The sequence below is a fragment of the Streptomyces asoensis genome (assembly GCF_013085465.1).
GTDB lineage: Bacteria > Actinomycetota > Actinomycetes > Streptomycetales > Streptomycetaceae > Streptomyces > Streptomyces cacaoi_A.
Genome location: NZ_CP049838.1, coordinates 1,205,598 through 1,227,748, shown reverse-complemented (window position 1 = coordinate 1,227,748; position 22,151 = coordinate 1,205,598). Strand labels below are relative to the sequence as shown.

Annotated in this window: 19 protein-coding genes and 2 pseudogenes; 8 read left to right on the top strand and 13 right to left on the bottom strand. The window is 69.7% G+C overall.

The window, feature by feature from the left end; translation table 11 throughout:
* Window positions 1-22: 22 nt before the first annotated feature.
* Window positions 23-750: pseudogene (locus G9272_RS46125) on the top strand (hypothetical protein); the annotation flags it as partial.
* A gap of 127 nt (window positions 751-877) precedes the next feature.
* Here the strand turns inward: G9272_RS46125 and G9272_RS05635 are convergent.
* The 6 genes from G9272_RS05635 to G9272_RS05610 all read right to left on the bottom strand — a co-directional run bounded on the left by G9272_RS05635 (window position 878) and on the right by G9272_RS05610 (window position 6,699).
* Window positions 878-2,143 carry an MFS transporter gene (locus G9272_RS05635; protein WP_253267718.1) on the bottom strand — a complete coding sequence of 422 codons (1,266 nt, stop codon included), beginning with the start codon at window positions 2,141-2,143 and terminating at the stop codon, window positions 878-880.
* A 17-nt stretch (window positions 2,144-2,160) separates the two neighbouring features.
* A complete protein-coding gene (locus tag G9272_RS05630) occupies window positions 2,161-2,700 on the bottom strand; it encodes an ArsR/SmtB family transcription factor (protein WP_171401857.1) in 540 nt (179 codons plus the stop codon).
* A gap of 28 nt (window positions 2,701-2,728) precedes the next feature.
* On the bottom strand, window positions 2,729-3,337 hold the full coding sequence (locus G9272_RS44695) for an NUDIX domain-containing protein (RefSeq protein WP_253267717.1): 609 nt from the start codon (window positions 3,335-3,337) through the stop codon (window positions 2,729-2,731).
* Window positions 3,334-3,495 (bottom strand): hypothetical protein, encoded by a 162-nt coding sequence (locus tag G9272_RS45125; RefSeq protein WP_171394564.1) that lies wholly within the window; start codon window positions 3,493-3,495, stop codon window positions 3,334-3,336. The genes G9272_RS44695 and G9272_RS45125 overlap by 4 nt, the downstream gene beginning before the upstream one ends.
* A gap of 57 nt (window positions 3,496-3,552) precedes the next feature.
* Entirely contained in the window at window positions 3,553-4,695 is a 1,143-nt protein-coding gene (locus G9272_RS05615; protein WP_171395497.1) for an NUDIX hydrolase, read from the bottom strand.
* A 63-nt stretch (window positions 4,696-4,758) separates the two neighbouring features.
* Entirely contained in the window at window positions 4,759-6,699 is a 1,941-nt protein-coding gene (locus G9272_RS05610; protein ID WP_171395496.1) for an ATP-binding cassette domain-containing protein, read from the bottom strand.
* A gap of 234 nt (window positions 6,700-6,933) precedes the next feature.
* On the opposite strand from G9272_RS05610, the pseudogene G9272_RS45120 reads away from it, so the two are divergent.
* A pseudogene (locus tag G9272_RS45120) lies at window positions 6,934-7,122 on the top strand (hypothetical protein); the annotation flags it as partial.
* Window positions 7,123-7,197: 75 nt separating this feature from the next.
* Here the strand turns inward: G9272_RS45120 and G9272_RS05605 are convergent.
* The 5 genes from G9272_RS05605 to G9272_RS05585 form a co-directional block, all read right to left on the bottom strand.
* Window positions 7,198-8,433 carry an MFS transporter gene (locus G9272_RS05605; protein WP_171395495.1) on the bottom strand — a complete coding sequence of 412 codons (1,236 nt, stop codon included), beginning with the start codon at window positions 8,431-8,433 and terminating at the stop codon, window positions 7,198-7,200.
* Between the two features lie 235 nt (window positions 8,434-8,668).
* The gene (locus G9272_RS05600) at window positions 8,669-9,700 is read right to left on the bottom strand and encodes a LacI family DNA-binding transcriptional regulator (protein WP_171395494.1); all 1,032 of its coding nucleotides are present in this window, start codon (window positions 9,698-9,700) and stop codon (window positions 8,669-8,671) included.
* A gap of 76 nt (window positions 9,701-9,776) precedes the next feature.
* The gene (locus G9272_RS05595; RefSeq protein WP_171395493.1) at window positions 9,777-10,613 is read right to left on the bottom strand and encodes an ATP-binding cassette domain-containing protein; all 837 of its coding nucleotides are present in this window, start codon (window positions 10,611-10,613) and stop codon (window positions 9,777-9,779) included.
* Window positions 10,610-11,605, bottom strand: coding sequence for an ABC transporter permease (locus G9272_RS05590; RefSeq protein WP_171395492.1), 996 nt, complete (start codon window positions 11,603-11,605; stop codon window positions 10,610-10,612). The genes G9272_RS05595 and G9272_RS05590 overlap by 4 nt, the downstream gene beginning before the upstream one ends.
* Window positions 11,606-11,760: 155 nt before the next feature.
* Window positions 11,761-12,777: a sugar ABC transporter substrate-binding protein gene (locus G9272_RS05585; protein WP_171395491.1), complete on the bottom strand. Its 1,017-nt coding sequence runs from the start codon at window positions 12,775-12,777 to the stop codon at window positions 11,761-11,763.
* A gap of 259 nt (window positions 12,778-13,036) precedes the next feature.
* Here G9272_RS05585 and G9272_RS05580 point away from each other — a divergent pair, with 259 nt between their 5' ends.
* From G9272_RS05580 to G9272_RS05570, 3 genes are all read left to right on the top strand, one after another.
* Window positions 13,037-13,999, top strand: coding sequence for a carbohydrate kinase family protein (locus G9272_RS05580; protein WP_171395490.1), 963 nt, complete (start codon window positions 13,037-13,039; stop codon window positions 13,997-13,999).
* A 227-nt stretch (window positions 14,000-14,226) separates the two neighbouring features.
* Window positions 14,227-16,788, top strand: coding sequence for a glycoside hydrolase family 32 protein (locus tag G9272_RS05575; RefSeq protein ID WP_171395489.1), 2,562 nt, complete (start codon window positions 14,227-14,229; stop codon window positions 16,786-16,788).
* An 81-nt stretch (window positions 16,789-16,869) separates the two neighbouring features.
* On the top strand, window positions 16,870-17,163 hold the full coding sequence (locus G9272_RS05570) for a putative quinol monooxygenase (protein WP_171395488.1): 294 nt from the start codon (window positions 16,870-16,872) through the stop codon (window positions 17,161-17,163).
* A gap of 732 nt (window positions 17,164-17,895) precedes the next feature.
* On the opposite strand, the gene G9272_RS05565 is transcribed toward G9272_RS05570, so the two are convergent.
* On the bottom strand, window positions 17,896-18,264 hold the full coding sequence (locus tag G9272_RS05565) for an STAS domain-containing protein (protein ID WP_171395487.1): 369 nt from the start codon (window positions 18,262-18,264) through the stop codon (window positions 17,896-17,898).
* A 163-nt stretch (window positions 18,265-18,427) separates the two neighbouring features.
* Between G9272_RS05565 and G9272_RS05560 the strand changes: the two genes are divergently transcribed.
* A complete protein-coding gene (locus G9272_RS05560) occupies window positions 18,428-18,907 on the top strand; it encodes an ATP-binding protein (RefSeq protein ID WP_437184254.1) in 480 nt (159 codons plus the stop codon).
* 295 nt (window positions 18,908-19,202) lie between these two features.
* Window positions 19,203-20,075 carry a SigB/SigF/SigG family RNA polymerase sigma factor gene (locus G9272_RS05555; protein WP_437184253.1) on the top strand — a complete coding sequence of 291 codons (873 nt, stop codon included), beginning with the start codon at window positions 19,203-19,205 and terminating at the stop codon, window positions 20,073-20,075.
* A 305-nt stretch (window positions 20,076-20,380) separates the two neighbouring features.
* Here G9272_RS05555 and G9272_RS05550 read toward each other — a convergent pair whose 3' ends face one another.
* Complete coding sequence (locus tag G9272_RS05550; protein ID WP_171395486.1) at window positions 20,381-21,082, bottom strand: 2-phosphosulfolactate phosphatase; 702 nt, start codon at window positions 21,080-21,082, stop codon at window positions 20,381-20,383.
* 297 nt (window positions 21,083-21,379) lie between these two features.
* Between G9272_RS05550 and G9272_RS05545 the strand changes: the two genes are divergently transcribed.
* A complete protein-coding gene (locus G9272_RS05545; RefSeq protein WP_171395485.1) occupies window positions 21,380-22,150 on the top strand; it encodes an SDR family NAD(P)-dependent oxidoreductase in 771 nt (256 codons plus the stop codon).
* Window position 22,151: the final 1 nt, after the last annotated feature.

Sequence of the window (22,151 nt, the reverse complement as noted above, 5' to 3'; positions counted from 1 at the left end):
TCGGGTGGCCACGGTCCGGTTCGTGCCGGTGGAGTTTCAGTTTCTGACTGATGAGCAGGCCGAGACGTACGGGACGATCACCGCTCCCCACGCGTCCGGAGCTGGAGCGGTTCTTCTTCCTCGACGATGACAGCCGCGATCTGATCGCGCTGCGGCGTACGGGCGGGCGTGGACGCACGCTGAGGGGACGGTGGCGCTGTTCAACCACGCAGTGACGTGGCTGCGCAAGAACCGGGTGCTGCTGCCGGGCGTCTCGGTGCCGGCCCGGCAGGTGTCCGAGGCCCGCACAGTGGCCGAGCGGCGCCTGTACGAGGCGGTGGCCAGGGCCACGCACCGGGCCGATCCCGCACTCGCGCCTGCGCAGGCCGAACCGCTGGTGGTGCCGGACGGCAAGCGGGTCTCGGAACTGGAGCGGCTGCGCACGCCGCCGACGAAGACGACGGGCCCCGCGATGGAGCGGGTGAGGAGATCTCCGCGTTCGCGCTGGGCCGGGTGAACCTGTCGCGGGTGCCGGTGAACCGGCTGTCCACGCTGGCCCGGTACGGGCAGCTGAGCAAGGCGCAGACGATCGAGCGGGCACCGGAGCCGCGGCGGACCGCGCTGTTGACGGCGGTGGAGGAAGCCGTGCCGCGTACGGCAGTCTCCTCGGCGGTGGCGACCGTGGAAGCCCTGGTGCCTGAGGTCGACGCGTCGGCCGAGGCGGCGATGCGCGAGAAGCTTGCCCTGCGTTACAACACCGTGCGCCCCTATTGACGGTGGCGCACCCGGCCCGCTGGGCCACTCGTTGCATTTTGTGGAGGCCAGGCACCCGACGCTCCGGGCCGAAGCGAGGAACGCCGAGCTGGGTCTAGCACTGGCTCAACGACCTCGCGGAGCCCTAAATGGCATGCTCCTGAACGGAATCCCGGGATTCCGGGTGATCTGGATCATCGGCCGGGGCGGCGGCACGCAGCGCCGCCTCGACCCGGCGGTTGCTGGTCATGGTCGACGTGACGGCGGTCATGGTGAGGAGGAGGCCGGCGGCGGTGTAGAGCGGGGTGCGTACGTCGTAGGTGGTGGCCAGCCAGCCGCCGAGGAAGGCGCCGAACGGGGCGGCGCACATGGCGAGCATGCGGGAGGTGGAGGCGACCCGGCCCATCAGGTGGGCCGGGACGATCGCCTGCCGCAGCGAGGGGCCGAGCACCATCGTGGCGCCCATGCCCGCTCCGCAGACGGCGAGTGCGAGGCCGGCGACGTACGGGTTCCGGGCGGCGGCAAGGCCCAGGATGGCGAGTCCCTCGACGGCGGCTGTGCAGGTCAGTGCGGTGCCGGTGCCGAGTCGTCGGCCGAGGAAGGAGGCGATGCCCGCGCCGAGCAGGCCGCCGGTGGCCTCCGCCGTGAGGAGCAGGCCGAAGCCGTAGGTGTCGATGCCGAGGCGGTCGTGCGCGAAGAGGGCGAGGACGGTCTCCACGGCGAGGAAGGCGATGTTCCCGACCGCCGGGCGGAGCGCGAGCCCGAGCAGCAACTGATCCCGGAATACGTGTGAGGCGCCGGCCCGCGCCTGCCGTAGCAGCGACTCACGGGCCTGCGGTACGGGCCGGGGTGCGGCAGGCAGCGACCGTACGAGCAGTGCGGAGAGCGCGAACGACACCGCGTCGGCGAGCAGCGGAAGCGCCCGCCCGAGCGCGAGCAGCGCACTGCCCGTCGGCGGTCCCGCGAAACCGGACATGGCGGTCTGGGCGCCGCGCAGGCGGGAGTTGGCGCGCTCCAGGAGCGCCGGGTCGCGGCCGAGAAGATCCGGCAGGTAGGCCGTGGCGGCCGTGTCGAAGAACAGCCCGCCGAGGCCGAGCAGGAAGGCGACGGCCGCGAGCAGCGGAATGCTCAGCACGTCGAGCACGGCCGCTGCCGCCGGTATCGCGAGCAGCACCGCGCGAGCCGTGTCCGCGACCCACATCGTGCGCCGGTGGTCCCAGCGGTCCACGAGCGCACCGCCGAGCACCCCGAAGAGCAGCCACGGCAGCGTCCCCGCGGCCGTGACGACGGCGAGCGCCATCGGATCCCGCGTCAACGTCAACGCGAGCAGCGGCAGCGCGGCATGCGACACCCCGTCACCGAGCGAGGACACCGTCTGCGCAGTCCACAGCCGTCCGAACCCGGTCGGCAACTTCCGAACACCTGAGGTCACTTGGCGCCCCCCTCGGCCTGCTCGCGCGGTGTCGGGTGGAACAGTGCGAAGACGAGTGACGCGTCCGGCAGCGACGGATCGGACAGCTCCCGGTACTCGTCCGCCAGAGCCTCCAGCCGCGCCCCCAGCTCGGCGAACTGCTCCTCGGTGAGCCGCAGATGCGCCATCCGCACGTGCCGCTCGCCGTCCGCCGGCGCTGCCTCCAGGTCCGCCACCGCATGCCGCATCAGCACATCCGGCCCTCCCTCGCCCGGATCCGGCAGCACGATCGCCCGCGCGGCCATCGCGTAGTACCGCTCGGTGACCCCCCGCACCTTCCGTGTCCGTACCACCTTCACCAGGCCGGCCCGCTCCAGCAGCCGCACGTGATAGCTGGAACTCCCCTTCGCAAGGCCCACCCGCTCGGCGATCTGCGTGATCGTCGCGGGCTCGAAGCGGAGCACGGCCATGATCCGGTGCCGCGTGAGATTGGAGACGGCGCGCAGCTGCTCGTCCGTGGTGACGTGGAGCGTCTCGGGAACATCATCGGTAGGCACGCCCCTAATGGTCAACACTTCTTGACCATTAGGCAAGGGGTTTTGTTCGGGCGTCCGAAATGGCCTGTCCAGCACGTGAGACGCCGATGACGTCGAGGACCGTGCCGTGCGGGGAAGCCGGTTGGCGCTCATCGTTCGCTGCGGCCCCGCTCCGGGACCCGGTGCAGGATGTGCCGACCGGGCGGCGTGGCGGCGTACGAGGTCGCTGGTGGTGGGCGCGATGCGCAAACGGTGGAGTTCGGAGGGGGGCGAACCAGGCCAGCATCACCCCTTCCGTCAGGTGTAGTTCGCGGGGATCGCCGTTCCAGCGGCCGGCGTAGATGGCAATGGGAACGGTCGTGCCGGCATCATCGGTTGCTTCCTCGATGCCGAACGGGGTCAGGTCGGCGATGTGGAGGACGGCTTCCTCGTCCAGTTCGCGCCGCACGGTGTGTTCCAGCGTGGCGTCCTGGGGCTCGCGGCCGCCGCCCAGCAGTGACCACATGCCCGGCTCCCAGATCTGGACGGGGAAGTAGTCGCGCAGGTGGAGCAGATACTCGCCGCGGTCGTTGTAGATCAGGGCGGAGGCGTTGGCGGCCTCGGGTTCGACGGCGGGCGTGAGCTTGAGCAGCTTCTCCCGCAGGGAGGGGGAGGTCACCTGTCCACGGGCCGCCACTCGATGCCGGCGACTTCTTCCTCGATATCGGTGGGCCGGTCGAGGGCGTCCACGAGGCCGCCGAGTTGCGTGCGCTCGTGAGGGTGATGCGCGAGGTAGGTCTCGACGGTGGTGCGGATGTGGTGGTGCGACAGCGGCATAGATGTACCTCAGAGGGGGGCGCGGAGCGGTAGGAGTTGAGGCGGGGGGCGTGCGTGTCAGCTCAGCCGCATCCCCTCCGCAGGGACTTCCTCGATGACGGTGCGTCCCGCGGTGGGAAAGCCCCACCGTTGCCGGGCTGTTTCGGCGGCGAGCAGGGCTTGCCGCGCTCCTGGCGGGCCCCATCCCAGCAGGGCGGCTGCCTGGGCTGGGGTGGCGAGCAGGCGTGCGAAGGGGTGGCCGGTGGCGGGGTCGACGGCCGCCGGTCCGATTTCGGTGACCCGGGCGGCCAGGCGGAGTCGGGCGTTGGGCCCCACTCCGCCGTAGACCTCGCCGGTCTCGTCGAGCACCCAGCCCAGTCGCACCGGGTCGGTGAGGGTGAGTTGGGCTTCCTCCACGGCTTCGCGGTGGAGGGTGTCCTCGGGCGTCGTGTCGGCCTTCTCCACGGTGCCGCCGGGCAGCATGGGCAGCGCGCCCCGGGGGCCGGGGTCGGCCACGAGGACGACCCGGCCGTCGGGGACGAAGCACCATGCCCAGGCTTGCTGCACGGGGAACCGCTCGGGGACGGGGCTGCGGTTGAGGGGGCTGTCCCACAAGGGGCGGTAGCGGACGTGGACGTCATAGCGATCCAGCGCCGGGACGTCGAGGATGTGCCGGCCGTCGGCGAGGTGGACGGTGGCGGTGTTCCCGAGCCGGGCACGGTAGGCGGCGAGCATGATCTGCCCGTCTAAGGGGCGCAGCCGCTGCACCGCGTCCCGGGTCTCCAGGAAGGCGAACTCGGACAGCTCCTCGCGCGGCAGGCGGATAGCCTCCACCTGGTCGGGCGTGAGGGTTCCGCCGTCGAAGACGTAGCGGATCTCTCCGGGGCAGGGCATGCCGGGCTGGATGTCGGGGTGGTGCGACGAGAGGGAGTGCACGGCGAGAACGCCCGACAGGGGCAGGTCTGCCAGGCCCAGTTCCTCGGTGATCTCGCGTCGGCAGGTGACGTGCGGGTGTTCGCCGGGTTCGGCGACGCCTCCGGGCAGCAGCCACCGGTCGTCCTTGCGGTAGGTGGGGTGCACCAGCAGGACTCGGCCGACCTGGTCGGTGACGATCGCGGCAGCGCCGAGCCACACCGCGTGCCGGGACGCGGCGTACGGCGCTGCGGACGGGGCGGCACGTGGTGCGACGCGATCCGAAGCGGCGGGGACGGGAGAGGTCATGTGGCTCTGCCTTTCAGGACGGCGGGCGGGCGTGTGTGTACGGTGCGGACCGGGGAGTGGTGATCAGGCGGCGTTGCCGCTCATCCGGCGTTGCAGCTCCCACAGGGACTGGAAGAGCCCCGGCTCCCGGGTGAGCTGGGCGTAGGTGCCCTCCTGGACGATCCGTCCCTTGTCCAGGACCACGATCCGGTCGGCTACGGCCACATTGGTGAGCCGGTGCGTGATCAGCAAAATGGCGCGGTCCTTGGCCAGTTCGCGCAGGCCGGCGAAGATCCGGTGCTCCGCGCGTGCGTCGAGGGCTGCCGTGGGTTCATCCATCACCAGCAGTGCCGCCTGCCGGTGGAAGGCGCGGGTGAGGACCAGACGCTGCCACTGGCCTCCGGAGAGCTGCTGCCCGCCGAACCACTCGCTGGTCAGGAGGGTGTTGATGCCGGAGCGGAGGCCCGGCAGCATCTCCGCGGCGCCGGACGCCTCGCACGCGGCGAGCAGGGCTGCGTCGCTGGTGTCGCCCTGCCCGAAGGTGATGTTGTCGCGCATCGTCAGCGGCAGGTACGTGAACTTCTGCGGGACCAAAGCGACGTGCTCCCACGCCCCCCACGGGTCCAGGTCCGCCGTGCAGGCGTGGTCCCAGGCCACCTCGCCTTCGGTGGGCAGCAGCAGCCCGCACAGCAGGCGCGAGAGGGTCGTCTTGCCGGAGCCGTTCTCCCCGACCAGCGCCACGATCTCGCCGCGCCGCATGTGGAGGGAGACGTCGCTCAGGCTGTCCTTCGGGGCGCCGTCGTAGCGGTAGGTCACGTCGCGGACCTCGAAGCGCACCGGGGCGGCGGGCAGGGGAGCGGTGCCGCGGGAGTCGGTCATGGCCTGGCCGTGGGCGTTGTCGAGGAAGTTCTGCCAGTCCTGCACGTACCAGCCGGTGCGCACCAGGCGGGCCCCGCCGTTGATGATGCCGCGCACGGAGCCGGTGGCCGTCTGGAGGGCGAAGACGGCACCGCCTCCGGCTGCCAGGCTCATGCGGCCGGAGGCGAGGAGCCACAGCAGCGCCGCCCACACAGCGATCGAGGCGACCCCGCCGGCAACAGCACCGGCCAGCCCCATCCACGCGCCCGTGTTCGCGGCCTCGCGCTCAGCGGCGCTGACCGAGGCGGCCAGTTTTCGGTACCGGCCGATCAGGAAGGGGCCGGCCAGGCAGGCTCGCATCTCCTCGCTGGACTCCATGTACGCCATGTGCCAGCGCAGTTTGCCCAGCATCCTGCGCCGCCCGGAGGTCTCCAGCCCGGCGAGGTAGATCACCCGGGCGGAGCGTACATAGGCGGCGGCCTGCGGCAGGCACGCGAGGAAGAGGAGGGGAAGGAGCAACGGGTGCAGAACGGTCAGGACGGCTGCGCCGGCCGTGAGCGTTGCGGTCGCCGCGATGACGTCCTGCGCCTCTTCCACGAGGTCGGGGGTGACCTGGGCGCCGCGGTCGGCGATGTCGTAGGCGTCGTTGTAGCCGGGCTTGTTGTTCGCGGCCAGTTCTGCGCCGAGCGCGGCCTCGACCATCGTCAGCTCCGCGGCCCGGCCGAGAACGGGTCGCAGACGTCCGGTCAGCCAGACGACCGTGATGCCCAGCAGCGCGCGCAGGCCGGTGGCGGCTGCGATGACGGCCAGCTGCGGAGCGGCGTCCCACAGCCGCTCGGTGATGCCGCCCGAGGAGATCAGCGCGGTGATCGTGCCCGTGACGGCCAGGAGGCCAAGAGCCGCGAGGACGCCCGTACCGATCTGGCACACCAGCAGTCCGATGGTCGCGCTGCGGTCCACCCGCCAGGCCATCTGCACCGAGCGCCGAACGAGCGAGGGCAGGCGCCGTGCCATGGTGCGGGACGTCAGTAGGGAGCCGGCCTGGAGCCGCGACTCGTCGCGGTAGAGGTATTCCTCCTCTCGAACACCGGCCTCCTGCGGTTCGTCGCCCTGCGAGGTGCCCTTCGGTGGTTGCGGCGGCTGATCCTGCGTGATGGCCGAGGTCATCGTTCCCCCTGGGACGGTCGCTGTGGCGGAGTCGTGAGGTCTAACGACCCGGCTGCGATATCGAACACACGTCATTCGGCCGTGCCGGGGAGCCCCCTGTTTCCTGGGTGAGGGAACCTCGTGGGCGCGGGATCCCTGGTCTGGCTTGGATCGGCTCCGGGCCGGAAATGGCCGAAACGCCGACACTGCGAGCAACAAGCCGTAGACCGCATCACCTTGACCGGTTCGGATCACAGCACCGCTGCTCGGTTGATCCTCGGTTCCACCTTCAATGCACCGGACCTGTTCTGGTACGCGGTCGGCGCGCTGGTCGGATGGCTTGCCGGAGCTTCTCGAAGGGCGGGTCAGCGCCCGGCTGTGAGAGCACCGTCCTTTCCGTGCCTGGCGGGTATTGGGGTCCTGGTGCCGGCCGGGCCGTCGTGAGGTGGCTCCCGAGGGCGATTCGATCTGGACCCGCGGGCCGGCGGGTGAGGCTGTCGGACTGCTCCGGCAGGCTGCTCAGGCGGCTTGTGCCTGTTCCATGGAGTCGGTCTGCGGCTGCCCGGCACGGTGGTGTCGTTGTGCCCAGCGGACGGCGAGTGGTGCTGCCAGACCCGTCAGTGCGAACAGGGCTCCCACGACGTACCACCCGGGGCGGCCCCAGGTGATGCACAGCGAAATGAGCAACGCGGGTCCGAGGGCCTCGGCCAGTCCGGCGCCCAGCCCGAATACGCCGAGGTACTGGCCGGTGGCGTGCGGTGGGGCGAGAGCGAAGGAAACCTCGAAGCCTGCGGCGGAGTGCCACAGTTCGCCGACGGTGTGGATCACCACTGCGGTGAGGAGCAGCGCCGCGGCGGCCCATGCGGGGATGCCGGCGGACAGGGAGATCAGTGAACAGGAGACGAGAAAGGCCACGCCTGCTCGGCGGTAGGCGTTTCCGCCGGCTGTGGGGGAATCGACGTTGCGGCTGGCTCGCACCTGGAACGCGACGACGATGACGGTGCCGGTGAGCATGGTGCCCGAGATGAGCCAGTGCGGGGCGGTGGTGGCACCGACCAGCCAGAGCGGGATGGCCACGGTGAGCACCTTGAACTGGATGGCCATGATCCCGTCGAGTGCGGTGAGCAGCAGGTAGGGGCGGTCTCTGAGAGCTGTCCAGCGAGGGCCGCCGGTCGCGGCGAGGGGCGTGACCGGCGGCAGGGAGATGAGGAGCGCCGCGGAGACCACGAAGGCGATCGCGTTGCCGATGACCATGAGCTGATAGGCGGTGAGCGTGCCCACCTGAACCACCAACCCGGCTCCCACGGCACCGAGGGAGATGCCGACGTTGGTCACCGCGCGGAGGTAGGCGCGGAACTCCTGCGGCCGGTCGCCTCCGTAGTGCCTGATGAGTGGACTGCGCGCGGCTGTTCCGGCCGCCTTGGCTCCGGCAGCCACGGTGACCGCGAGAACGAACGGCCAGAAGCTGTCCGCCAGCACGAAGCCGGCCGTGGCCAGTGCCTGGACCACAAGGGTGGCGGCGTAGACGCCGCGTGCTCCGTATCTGTCCGCCAGATGACCGACCGCGACACCCAGCGCCAGAGCGACGAGGCCGGCGATGCCGAGTCCGAGCCCCACCCGGCTTGCCGGAAGGTGAACCGCCTCCGTGAAGTAGAGCACCCCAGCGGTCAGATACAGGCCGCTGCCGACGGTATAGACGAAGTTCGAGGTCGCGAGGACGCGCTGCGGTCCGGTGTCCGGCATCAGGCGGGGCATGACAAGGCTCCACGTCACAGGCAGGCAGTAAGGACCCGTCAAGCCTGTTGCATATTACTTGCAATAGCAAGAGACTTGCCGAGTCCGGCAGTTCCGGCTGTGCCGGGCGAGGATCTGTTCGATCTCCGCAGCCGAGCGGGCCGAAAACTCCGTTGGGCGCAACGGCGAAGAACCCCTGCTTCCGCCGGCCCGATCTCGGCGTTCCCGGTGCCGCGCCTCGGTGCCGACTCGAGGGTCACGCCTCCTGAAGCGCAGGGACGGGAAGCTCGCCCGAGCCTCGGACGATCAGCCGGGTGGGGACGATGATGGTGCGGGCGCGGGTGCGGTCGCCGTCGAGTCGGGTCAGCGCGGTGGTCGCCGCCGTTCTGCCGAGTTCTTCCGCGTCCTGGGCGACGACGGTCAGCGCCGGCTCGAGTGCCTCGGCGAGCGCCACCTCGTCGAAGGCGACGACCGCGACGTCCTTGCGCTTGCTGCGGGCCAGTTCGGCGACTATGCCCAGAGCCATGATGTTGTTGCCGGCGAACAGGGCAGTGGGCGGATCGGCCAGGCCGAGGAGTTGGGCGGTCGCGGCCTCGGCGCCCTGCTGGTCGTGGGCGTTGGTGACGAGCGGGCGATCGTAGGGGATGTCGGCTTCCCGCAGCGCCGAGCGGTAACCGGCCAGACGTTCACGGCGGGTGTACAGCTGCGGGGGCAGGTCGCCGACGAAGCCGATGCGCCGGTGTCCGTGGGCGATGAGGTGGGCGACGCCGTCGTGGGCTCCGGCTCGGTTGGAGCTGACGATGCTGTCCGTGGCGAGGCCGACACCGGGTCGGTCGAGGAAGATCACGGGCAGTCCCGCCGTACGGTGGGACTTGAGGTGGGAGTGGTCGGCGCCGACGGACGGAACGACGATCAGGATGCTGACGCGGCGGGCGAGGAACTTGTCCGTCAGGGCTCGTTCGCGGTCGGGGTCGTCCGCGGAGGAGCCCATGAGCAGGGTCAGGCCGCGATCGCGGACGGTGTCCTCGATGGCGCGGGCCACGGCTCCGAAGAAGGGGTTGGCGAGGTCGGGGATGACCAGGCCGATGGTGGTGTCCGGGCCGCCGACGCGGATGTTGCGGGCCATGAGGTTCGGCTGGAAGCCGAGCTTGGCCACTGCGGCCAGTACCTGTTCCCTGGTCTGGGCGGAGGCGGGTCCGTCCTCGTTGAGGACTCGGGACACCGTCTTGGCGCTGACGCCGACTTCGCGGGCGACGTCGGCCAGGGTAGGGCGGCGGTTCGCTGCCATGGAGGAAACCGTCTCCTGAGGGCTCTCTGTTCCGGCCGCGGCCTCGGCCGGAAGATGCGAGAGCTGGGTTGTGCTGTCAGGTGGCCTGGACTCCGGCGGCCTTCGCGGCCTCCGAATCCGCTACGACAGTATCTCCGTCCTCGTCGATGCTGAGCGCGCCGGTCATGATGGCGACGACCTCGGCCATGGAGTAGTCGGAGGGCTTGATCAGGGCGGCCCGCCGGCCCAGCCGGTGGACGTGGATCCGGTCGGCGATCTCGAAGACGTGGGGCATGTTGTGACTGATCAGGACGACCGGCATGCCCTTGTCGCGGACTCGGCGGATGAGATCCAGGACCTGGCCGGACTCCTTGACGCCGAGGGCGGCGGTGGGCTCGTCCATGACGACGACGCTGCGCGCCCAGGCGACGGAACGGGCGACCGCGACGGCCTGCCGCTGTCCGCCGGAGAGCGTCTCCACCGACTGGGTCAGCGAGCGCAGGCCGATCTTCAGGTCGGCCATGTGCTCGGCGGCCTCCTGACGCATGCGCTTCTTGTCCAGCATGCGGAAGACACTGCCGAGGACACCGGGGCGGCGCAGCTCGCGGCCGAGGAACATGTTCGAGGCGATGTCCATGGAGGCCGCCACGGCGAGGTCCTGATACACCGTCTCGATGCCGTGGGCGCGTGCGCTTTGCGGCCCGGAGAAGGTGATGGGCTCGCCGTTGAGGCGTATCTCGCCCGCGTCGGGGACCACCGCGCCGGTCAGCGCCTTGATCAGGCTGGTCTTGCCGGCGCCGTTGTCGCCGATGACGGCGAGGACCTCGCCGGGCAGCAGGTCGAAGTCGGCGCCGTCGATGGCGGTGACCTGTCCGTACCGCTTGACCAGGCCCCGGGCCTGGAGAACGGGCGTGAGGGCGGGGGTGGCGGTCATCGTGCCTTCCTCCGGGAGATCTGGTCGACGGTGACCGCGAGGATCACCAGAACGCCGGTGATCAGGGTCTGGTAGATGGACGCGACGCCCATCAGCTGGAGGCCGTTGCGGAACACACCGACGATGAGGACGCCGATGAAGGTGCCCAGGACCGAGCCGCGTCCGCCGAAGAGGCTGGTGCCGCCGAGGACCACGGCGGTGATGCTGTCGAGGTTGTCGGTCTGCCCGGCCTGCGGGTCGCCGACTCCGGTGCGGGAGATGAGCAGCACGGCGGCGATGCCGTACAGCAGGCCGGCCACGGTGTAGATGCCGATGGTCAGGCGGGAGGTGCGGATACCGTTCAGCCGGGCGGCCTCGGCGCTGTTGCCCAGGGCGTAGACGTGCCGGCCCCAGCCGGTGCTGCTCAGCGCGTAGGCGAGGAGCAGGAACAGGGCGATGGTGACCAGGGAACCGTAGGTGATGTCGGTGTGGCCGAGGGGGAAGGTCTCCCCGAGGGCGGTCAGTGAGCCGGGCAGGCTGGTGACCGTCTGCTCCTCGGAGTAGATGTGGGTCAGCGCGAACGCCACGTTGAGCATGCCGAGGGTCACGATGAACGGCGGCAGCGGGATCTTCTGCACCAACAGCCCGTTGAGCAGCCCGAAGCCGCCGCAGACGACCAGGCCCAGCGCGATCGCGACCAGCGGTGGGACGGAGCCCTCGGCCGCCATCTTGGCGATCACGATGCTGCCGAACGCCATCACGGCCCCGCACGACAGGTCGATGCCCGCCGTGAGGATGATCAGGGTCTGTCCGATGGCGAGGGTGCCGACGACCATCACCTGCTGCACGATCAGCGAGAAGTTCCCGCCGGTGAGGAACTGGTCGGTCGAGAGGGAGAAGAAGGCGCAGGCCAGGAGGAGGGCGACCAACGGGCCCGTGGTCGGCGCCGTGAGCAGCCTGCGGGCCGTGGTCGGTGCTTTGAGCTCGGCGTACGGCGTTGTCGTCGCTGTCATGCGAAATCCTTGTCGGAAGACAGATGTCCTTGGCGGAGGGCGAGGGCGCAAGCCCCCGCCGCCGGGACAAGGGGGGCGGCCATCCCTGGTCGGGGAGGCGGGACGACCGCCCCGCTGAGGGGAGTGGCGGTGTCGTACGGTCCTGTGGGGGGGGCTTAGCCCCAGCAGTTCTCCAGGCCGTAGCCGGTGTCCTTCGACGTGACGCCGTCCTGCGCCTTGTCGGTGATCAGGGTGACGCCGGTGTCGGTGTAACCGGACGCCTTCTTGCCGTCCTTGGCGTACGTCACGACGGCCTTGACGCCCTCGGCGGCCATCTTCAGCGGGTACTGCTGCGAAGTCGCGGCGATCTTGCCGTCCTTGACCGCCTGGGTGCCGGTGCAGCCGCCGTCGACGGAGACGATCAGGACGTCCTTCTCCCGGCCCTTGGCCTTCAGCGCGGTGTACGCGCCCAGGGCCGCCGGCTCGTTGATGGTGTAGACGACGTTGATGTCGGGCGACTTCTGGAGGCAGTTCTCCATCGCGGTCTGGCCCTTGGCCTGGTCACCGCCGGTGTCCTGGGCGCACACGACGTCCTTGTCGGTGGCGCCGAAGCCCTTCAGGAAGCCGTCGTGCCGCTGGACGCCGACGGAGACGCCCGGCGCCAGGTCGAGGGCGGCTATCTTCGCCGTCTTGCCCTTCATGGCGGCCTTGGCGTACTCGCCGATCAGCTGGCCGGCCTTGAGGTTGTCGGTGGCGAAGAGGGCGTCGACCGCGCTTTGCGGCTCGGTCGGGGTGTCCAGTGCGATGACCAGGACACCCTTGGCACGGGCCTTCTGGATCGCGGGCACGATCGCCTTGGAGTCGCTCGGGGTGATCAGGATGCCCTTCACCCCCGCGGCCACCATGTTCTCGATGGCGGTGACCTGTCCGGCGTTGTCCCCGTCGAACTTGCCGGCCGCGGTGGACAGTTGGGCTCCGTTCTCCTTGGCGGCCTTCTCCGCGCCCTCCTTCATCTTCACGAAGAACGGGTTGGTGTCGGTCTTGGTGATCAGACCGACCTTGACCTCGCCCGAGCCGGAGCTCGAGGAGTCCGAACCGGAGCCGGACCCGCAGGCCGTCAGGGTGAGCGCCGCGACGCCCGTGACCGCGGCGACTCTGAGGAGGGAGGAGGGCAGGCGAGTGGTGCGAGACATGATCGACTCCTGTGGGATAGCGGGCGGCACGGGGTTGGGATCAGAGCATGCCGCTCGGGAGTGTCATCGTTGACTTATGTCATCGTTGACACCGCCTGGCGAGGATGATGGACTCCGCATCCCGGCAACGTCAATGCCTTCTACCCGTCACGAATCGGCAACGTCCGTAGCCGCCGTCGCCGCGCAGCCGGTCAGTGCCCCTGTTGCCGCGCGGCCCCCTTGCCCGGTCTTTCCGAGCCTTTCCGAGGGAGAGCAGCCCATGAGCCCGCGTCAGATCACCGTTCTGGGAGAGTGCGTCGCGGACGCCTTCACCGAATCGGCAAACGCCTCGAACGAACTCGCCCTGCGGGTGCTGCCGGGCGGCGGACCTGCGAATACGGCGGTGTCCCTGGCCAGACTGGGCACCTCGGCCCGCTTCCTGGCGCGGCTGTCCGGCGATGTGTTCGGCCGCCTGTTCCGGGCCCACCTGGAGGCGTCCGGCGTGGACCTGTCGTACGCCGTGGCGGCCGCCGAGCCCAGCACGCTCGCCGTGGCGGAGCTGGATGCCACCGGGCAGGCCGCGTTCTCGTTCCACGCGCAGAACACGGCCGACTGGCAGTGGACTCCGGAGGAACTGGCAAGGGTGGATCTGTCCGAAACGGCCTGCGTGCACACCGGGTCGCTGGCGCTGGTCCGGGAGCCCGGCGGGCCGGTGGTGGAGGAGTTCCTGGCTGCGGCGGCTCCGAAGGCCACCATCAGCATCGACCCCAACGTCCGGCCGCTGCTGGTGCGCCCCGAGGTCTACCGCGCCCGGCTGGCGCAGTGGTGCGGTCTCGCCGACATCCTGCGCCTGAGCGAGGACGACCTGGAACTCCTCCTGCCGGGCACTCCGCCGGAGCAGGCGTGCGACACCTGGCATGCCGCGGGCGTACGGCTCGTCGTGATCACGCTCGGCGCCGACGGCGCCCTGGCCTCGCTCGACGGCGAACGGCTGCGGGTGCCCGCGGTGGCCACGCGCGTCGTCGACACCGTCGGCGCGGGGGACTCGTTCACCGCCGGCCTGCTGCACCATCTCGGCGCCCGCGGACTCCTCGGTGGCCGGCTGGCCGGTCTCGGTCTCGACGAGGTCGCGGCAGCCTGCCGGTTCGGCACTCGGGTCGCGGCCCTGACCTGCTCGGTCGCCGGTCCCAATCCGCCGTGGCGGAACCAGTTGGAGCAGCTGACGACCGCCGGCGGCGCCTGACGGGCGGGCGGGTCGCGTGGGGGCAATCCCGCCCGGACCGTTGACGCCTCGGCCGGATTCCGCTCATCATCGGGCACCCGATGTCATCGATGACACAAGTCGACGATGACACCCCTGGGTCGGCGGCGTGGACGACGACGCCGATGTCCACCAGGGCGTCACTTTCGGGCGGTCCACGCCAGAGCCGCAGGCTCGGCCCGGTGGACTGCCACGGCACAGGAGACACCATGAGCTCAAGACGTGTATCCCGGCATGCCCGCGTGCGGATGACAGCGGCGGTGGCGACCGTCTGCGCCCTGTCCGCAGCCCCGCTCGCCCCCCAGGCCGTAGCCGCCGACACCCCGCCGTACTCCGAGACCTACCGGCCCCAGTTCCACTTCACGCCGGAGAAGAACTGGATGAACGACCCCAACGGCCTCGTGTACTACCAGGGCGAATACCACCTCTTCTACCAGTACAACCCCAACGGCAACTCCTGGGGCGACATGTCCTGGGGCCACGCGGTGAGCAAGGACCTCGTGCACTGGGAGGAGTTGCCGCTCGCCCTGTCGCACGACGACGAGGAGATGGTGTTCTCCGGCAGCGCGGTCGTCGACCGGGACAACACCACCGGGTTCGGTACGACGAAGAACCCGGCCATGGTGGCGATCTACACCAGCGCCTACAAGAACGGCGGCAAGCAGGCCCAGTCGCTCGCCTACAGCACCGACCGCGGCCGCACCTGGACCAAGTACCAGGGCAATCCCGTCATCGACATCGGCTCCAAGGACTTCCGCGACCCCAAGGTCCAGTGGTACGCGCCGACGAAGAGCTGGCTGATGACGGTGTCGATGTCCGCCGAGCACAAGGTGCGGTTCTACTCGTCCAAGAACCTCAAGGACTGGGAGCTGCAGAGCGAGTTCGGGCCGTCCGGCGCGACGGGCGGCGTGTGGGAGTGCCCCGACCTGTTCCCCCTCGCGGTCGACGGGGACAAGGAGAAGATCAAGTGGGTCCTGGTCGTCAACATCAACCCCGGCGGCATCGCGGGCGGCTCGGCCGCCCAGTACTTCGTCGGCGACTTCGACGGCAAGAAGTTCACCGCCGACGACAAGGGCACCTACACCCCGCCCACCGGCACGGTCGTGCAGGACTTCGAGGGCGCCGACTTCGGCTCGTGGACGACCACGGGCACCGCGTTCGGCCAGGCGCCGGCAGCCGGGGCGGTGGACGGCCAGGGCACGGTCGACGGGTTCGACGGCAAGGGCCTCGCCAACAGCTTCCACTCGGGTGACGCCACCACCGGCACCCTGACCTCGCCCTCCTTCACCGTCGACAGCAAGTACCTGAACTTCAAGGTCGGCGGCGGTCGGCACCCGCACGTCGACGGAACCGTCATGGAGCAGGGCCCGCCGCCCGCGGGCACGGTCCTCGCCGACTTCGAGGGCGGCACCTACGGCGACTGGACGACCACCGGGGACGCCTTCGGCACCACACCGGCCGCCGGCACCCTCCCCGACCAGCAGGAGGTCTCCGGCTTCCTGGGCAGTGGCCTGGTCAACAGCTACCTGAACGGCGACTCCACCACCGGCACCCTGACCTCGCCCGAGTTCACCATCGACAAGGACTACGTCGACTTCCTGGTCGGCGGCGGCAACCACCCCGTCGGCTCCGACAACCCGACCGCCGTCGAACTCCTCGTCGACGGCCAGGTGGTCCGCAGCACCACAGGACAGGACGGCGAGGCACTCAACTGGGCCTCCTGGGACGTCAAGGACCTCGCCGGCAAGAAGGCCCAGATCAAGATCGTCGACGACAACAGCGGCGGCTGGGGCCACCTCAACGTCGACCACATCATGCTCTCGGACACCCAGGCCCGGCCTGTCTCCCAGGAGACGGCCGTCAACCTGATCGTCGACGGCAAGGTCGTCCGCAGCGCCACCGGCTCCAACAGCGAGACCCTGGACTGGGCCTCCTTCGACATGCGCCCCTACGCCGGCAAACAGGCGCAGATCCAGATCGTCGACATGAACACCGCCGGCTGGGGCCACCTCCTCGCCGACCGGTTCACCGCCGCCGACACGGCCGCGAAGTCCGTCGTGCAGCGCGCCGACTGGGCCGACTACGGCAAGGACTACTACGCGGCGGTGTCCTGGGAGAACACGCCGGGCGGCAAGCGTTACATGATCGGCTGGATGAACAACTGGGACTACAGCGGGGCCATCCCCACGTCACCCTGGCGCGGCGCGCAGAGCATCCCCCGGGAGATGGCCCTGCGTACGGTCGACGGCAGCATCCGGCTGACCAGCGAGCCCGTGAACAGCGTGACGTCCCTGCGGCAGAAGTCCCCGGCGTCCGCGGCCGGCGTCACCGTCAAGAACGCCTCCAAGCCCCTGATCGGCCCCGCGGCCCAGGGCAAGGCGCTCGACATCGAGGCGACGTTCTCTCTCGAGGACGCCGACCGGTTCGGCCTGAAGGTACGCGCGGGAGCCGATGGCGAGGAGACCGTCATCGGCTACGACACCACGACACAGGAGCTGTACGTCGACCGCACCCACTCCGGCGCCGTCGACTTCAACAGCACCTTCCCCGGCGTCCAGACCGCACCGCTGAAGGCCAAGAACGGCAAGGTGAAGCTGCGGATCCTCGTCGACTGGTCGTCCGTCGAGGTCTTCGGCGGCAGCGGCGAAGCCGTCATCACCGACCAGATCTTCCCCGACCCCGCCGGCCAGGGAGTGCAGGTCTTCGCCGAGAACGGCTCGGTGAAGCTGGACGAGGCCGTGGTCTGGCACCTCGACTCCGCCCACAAGTGACACCCACGACCGACACCCCGTAACTGACACCCACAACCGACGCCCACAACCGACGCCCACAACCGACAAGGACACGAGACCGTGAAGAAGACCCTGCTCGCCGAGTTCACCGCCCGCGAGGGAGCGCAGGACGAGGTCGCCCGTCTGATCGGCGACTACGCCCTGAAGGTGCGCGAGGAGGAAGGCAACATCGCCTTCGACGTCTACACCAAGGAAGCCGACCCGCGCGCTTTCTGGATCTTCGAGGTGTACCGGGACGAGGACGCCTTCCAGGCGCACCTGAAGGCCCCCTACGGCGGCCCTTTCAACGCCCTCCTGGTCCCGCTGATCGAAGAGGACGCCTCCGTGCTGACCTTCCTCGATCCACTGGCGTGACGACGCCGGGCGTGCCTCACGCATGTGGCGAGCATCGTCTCAACTGGGGTACGCACCCGACGGACCGGCCCGTGGCGTGGCCTGCGGTTGAAGCGGTCGAGCACCATCGGCTTCGTCAGTGACCAGATCGCCCCCCACGCGGGGCACCGGCATCGGTCGCTTCGCCGCCCCGACTCTGACCCCGGAGACGGCGAAGCACCACCGATACAGACGGCCGTGTCATCGGCCGCCGGCACGGTCTGCCAGGACCGTGCCCAGTGAAATCGGAGGAACCTCGTGGAATCGAGAACCAGGCGCCTCGCGGTATCGAGCATAGCCGCCCGTGCCGCGGAGGCGCTTGTGGCCGGGTGTGGCGGCAGTGGGAGCATCGGCTCGTAGGGCGCCGACGGCAACACGTTGACCCTGTGGACGCCGTACGGCCTCCCTGCCCTTGGGGTGAGCCGCAACGGCCGTTCCGCGCAGGGCTGTTGCGGCAGATCGGCACCGCACGGCCCGTTGGACTGCCCCCCCCACGGACGGCACGCGCGGTCACCTGAACCTGCACGCGCACCTGGCGCTTTGGGGCCGATGCCGTCGTGGAGACGTGGCCACAGGTGCAGAAGGCCGGTATGTCCGCAAATGCGTCGCGCTGGGGCAGCCCCTGGGCGGAACCGGTGGGGCACGAGCTCGAGGCAGCCGTGCGGCGGCATGCACGCCAGGAGAATGCCCCGGACCCCGGCCCGGGTAGAGCGGTCAGGGCTCCAGGGCCTGCTCGACGGTGGGGTGACAGGTGATGAGGGCGTCGATGCCGACCAGCTGGAGGACGTGCAGGACGGGCTTCCGCGCGGCGGCGATACGCAGCCACCCCTCGGTGGCACTGACGGCCTGGTGGGCGGTGACGAAGACGTTGATGCCGCTGGAGTCCATGAAGGTCACGCCGCTGAGGTCCACCACGACCCGCGACGGCGGCGCCGCGCCGTCCCCGGACAACAGGGCTGCGCTGAGCAACTCCCTGACGTCGTGGTCGATCTCGCCCTCCACGGTCACGACACGCACGCCACCGACCATGCGGTGTACGACGGAGAACCGGTCCGGCCGGTCCGCTTGCTCGATGTGGGTCACCGTCTCCTCGACTGCGCTTGTGCTTGCCCCGATTCAGGGCGTGCACGGACGATTCTGCCCCAGTGCCCCGGCCACATACACTCGGGCGGCTGTGCCGAAAAACATGCCTCTGACATGTACGACGGGATCGGGGGCACCGGCACGCGTACGGGGAATGAGGGCGATGCCAGTGGGATCCCACGCCGACGGTGACGGCTGTACGGCGCCGGACGAACACCTGATGCGTGCCGGTCACGCCCTGGGCGGAGACGTGGGCTGTATCGCCGACGCCCGCCACCACGCCGCCGCCTTCCTCGACCGGGCCGTCGTCGAGCACCACCTGCCCTTATCCGCAAGGGCCAAGGACCTCACCCAGTTGGTGGTCAGCGAGCTGGTCACCAACGCCCGTAAGTACGCTCCCGGCCCCGTCCTGATGGAGCTGCGCATCACCGCCCACGCCGTGGACGTCGTCGTGTGGGACAGCGATCCGACTGTTCCCGCACCCCGGGCAAGCGATCCCGGCCGGATCGGCCAGCACGGCTTGGAGATCGTCAAGGCCGTCACCGAGGGCCTCACCATCGAGCAGCAGCCGGTCGGCAAACGCGTCACGGCCCGCATCGCCCTGCGCGACCCCCTGGCAGCGACACCGCCGCCCGCAGCCTGACGGAGCCGCCGCCCCCGGCCCGGCACCGCGCGATGGCCGAGGCTCCGCTGTGCTCCTTGCGCTGGAGCGCGGGCCCGGGTGATCGCTGAGAGGCTGGGCCGCCCCATCGACAGCCTCTCGGTCGACCGCCATGGGCCGATGGGCGGTCGGCCCGCACAGGCCCGTCTAGGTCGCCCAGCGCGCGCTGGGCGTCGGTGGCCGCCCCCACAACTTGCCCGAGGCCGTGTCCGTCGGACATGCATGCGGCCGGAGCGGGCAGGAGAGCCTCATCTTGCTTTCCATCTAAGGCGGCACCGTGACCCTCTCCGTGAACGCCCCCGCAGCATCTGCATGCAGCACGGGAACGCCGGAGGTCGTGGACGAGCTGCCGTGGATCGAGGACGGAGGCAAGGTCGCCCCCAAGGACGCGCGCGTGCTGTCCAAGCTGTTCCTGGACCGGCTACGGGACTTGGAGGAGGGCACCCGGGAGTACCAGTACGTCCGCAACACGCTGATCGAGATGAACGTGTCCCTTGTGAACTTCGCGGCCCGCCGCTTCCGCAACCGGGGCAGTGGGGACATGGAGGACGTCATCCAGGTCGGCACGATCGGCCTCATCAAGGCCATAGACCGGTTCGACCTGTCGCGCGAGGTCGAGTTCACCTCCTTCGCGATTCCCTACATCGTCGGCGAGATCAAGCGTTTCTTCCGCGACACCACCTGGGCCGTGCACGTCCCGAGGCGCCTCCAGGAACTGCGCGTCAGCCTGGCCCAGAGCAGGGAGGCGCTCGCCACCAGCCTGAACCGCCCGCCGACGGTGCAGGAACTCGCGGCTCATCTGGACCTCACCGAGGAAGAGATCATCGAGGGCCTGGTGGCCGCCAACGGCTACGTCGCCGGTTCGATCGACACTCCCGGCGTCGACGACGATTCCGGCGACGGCGGACCGAAGTACGCGGACATCCTGGGCGATGTCGACCCGGCGCTGGCACTGTTCGAGAACCTGCACGCGCTCGCTCCGATGCTTCAGCAGCTCGACGAGCGGGAACGGACCATCATCGAGATGCGCTTCGGCCGCGAGATGACACAGGCGGACATCGGCCGCGAACTGAACCTCTCGCAGATGCACATCTCCCGCCTGCTCACCCGCACCCTGGGCAGGCTCCGCACGGGCCTCCTCCCCGCATGACGTCCCTGCCCCCCTTGGTCACCTCCCGCGCCTGCCCAAGCGGGGCAGCCGACAGCCGCAACGGCTGATTCCCTGTCCCTCTGCTGAGCAGCTTCGGGCGTTCAGCGCCGGCGCGGGACGGCCGGCGTCTCCATGAGCTGGGCGAGTTCCTCTTGGAAGAGCTTTTCCGGGCCGGTGGTCTGGGTGTGCATGTGGCCTGGACCTCCAGCGACACCAGGCCGTGCAAGTGCCCTCAGATACACAGTGCGAGGGCGACGCACCGATCAGGGTTCCCGGGCGAGTTCGACGGCGTGGGCACCGAGCTGTCAGACCGGGTCCTCGTCCGTCAGCGAAGGCATCGCGCGTGGGCGCAGGATCATGAGCGAGTCCTCCAAGGACGCCACCATGGCGAAGGGAAACCGGTCGAGCTCAAGGCAGAGTGCAACGTCATCAGGATGGACTCCTTGACGCACACTCTGCGTCAGCTCGGCGGCGGCGCGCGACTCGGCAGCGCGGCGAAGGAACACAGCGGCATCCGTCCCGGCCTCGGTGGCTCTCCGAGCGATGTATTGAGCGCACGCCAGATCTTCGTCGGCCTGTCCATCGTCGCCGGTGACCACGAACGTGACACCGTCACTCCTGCGTGTCCGCAAGAGCCGAGCCGTTGCCTCCGCCACGACGAAGCCGGCGCACAGCACCAACGACGCCTCCTTGACCGCAAGGGCGCCGACCGTCCCTGCCGTGGTCTTCTGCACAACGGTCCGTCCGCCAAGGTCAACAGATCGCAGCTTGCCCGGAGAGTTGACCATGTCGAACCCGGGCGCGGGCGGACCGTCTTTGAGCGCCACCCAATCCGGGTGGCGAGCCTTGAGCGCCAGAGCGTCGTCCAGCGACTCGGCAAGAACGATCTTTTCCGCCCCCTGGCCAAAAGCCCAGGCAGCAACGGTGAACGCACGCATGACGTCGACTACGACCGCCACGGACGGGGCCTCGACCAGCTCAGCGATGCCAACGAAACGAGTGTCCATTCCCATGATGATCGCGCCCGCCCGCCCCGAAGCAGCCCGAGAGTGATCCACATCACATCGACGGTCACGACATCACGAGGTACGCGTCGGCGCGCACGTCCGTGACGAAACGGACCGGCCGAACCATCCGACTCGAACCAGCGCTGCCGCGCTGACGACCATGCCGTGCGGGAGGAGCAGCACAGTTGCCGGCACCGAAGAACCGCAGAGAGACGTGACACTGTCTGAGACATCCGAGACATCTGTGACTCGTGTGACTGCTATGACGGGGCAAGGGACTTCGAGCGAAGGAACGCCATGGCGCGCATCACCGGCAGCACCATCCTGATCGTCGGGGCCTCGTCGGGCATCGGCGCCGAGGTGGCACGCCACCTCGCCCCCGGCGGCAACCGATTCGTCATCACCGCACGGCGCGCACCCGAACTGGTCGCCGTCGCACAGGAGATACGAGCCGCGGGCAGCGACTGCCTGCACATCGCCGCCGACGCCCTGAACCCGCAGGCGGCCGCCGACGTCGTGGCGGCCGCGGCCGCGGAGTACGGGACCCTCGACATAGCCCTGCTCAACGCCGGCCAGGGACCGGACATGTCCATGGACCAGGTCACCGTGGACGACGTCTCACGGATCATGGCGTTGAACTACGACGTCGTCGTCAACTACCTCATCCCGCTGATCGGGCAGATGGGAAGCCAGAAGGACGGGGGACTGATCGCCCACACCAGCTCACTGGCCGGGCTGATGGGCATCCCCCGCCAAGGGCCGTACTCAGCGGCGAAGGCGGCCGCGCGCACGCTCATCGACGCCGCCCGCGTCGAACTGGCGCCCCGAGGCATCCGGTTCACCACGATCCACCCCGGCTTCGTCGCCACCGAGCGCATCAGCGAGGACGGCCTGCCCAAGCCCTTCCGGATCAGCCAGGATCAGGCGGCCCGGCACGTCGTACGCGCCCTGGAGAAGGAACCGGCGCAGGCGTACTTTCCCTGGCCCACAGCGACGCTGGTCCGCACGCTGCGCGCCCTGCCCACCCCGGTCTCCTCCCTGCTCCTGCGGAAACTGGCCTCCCGATAGA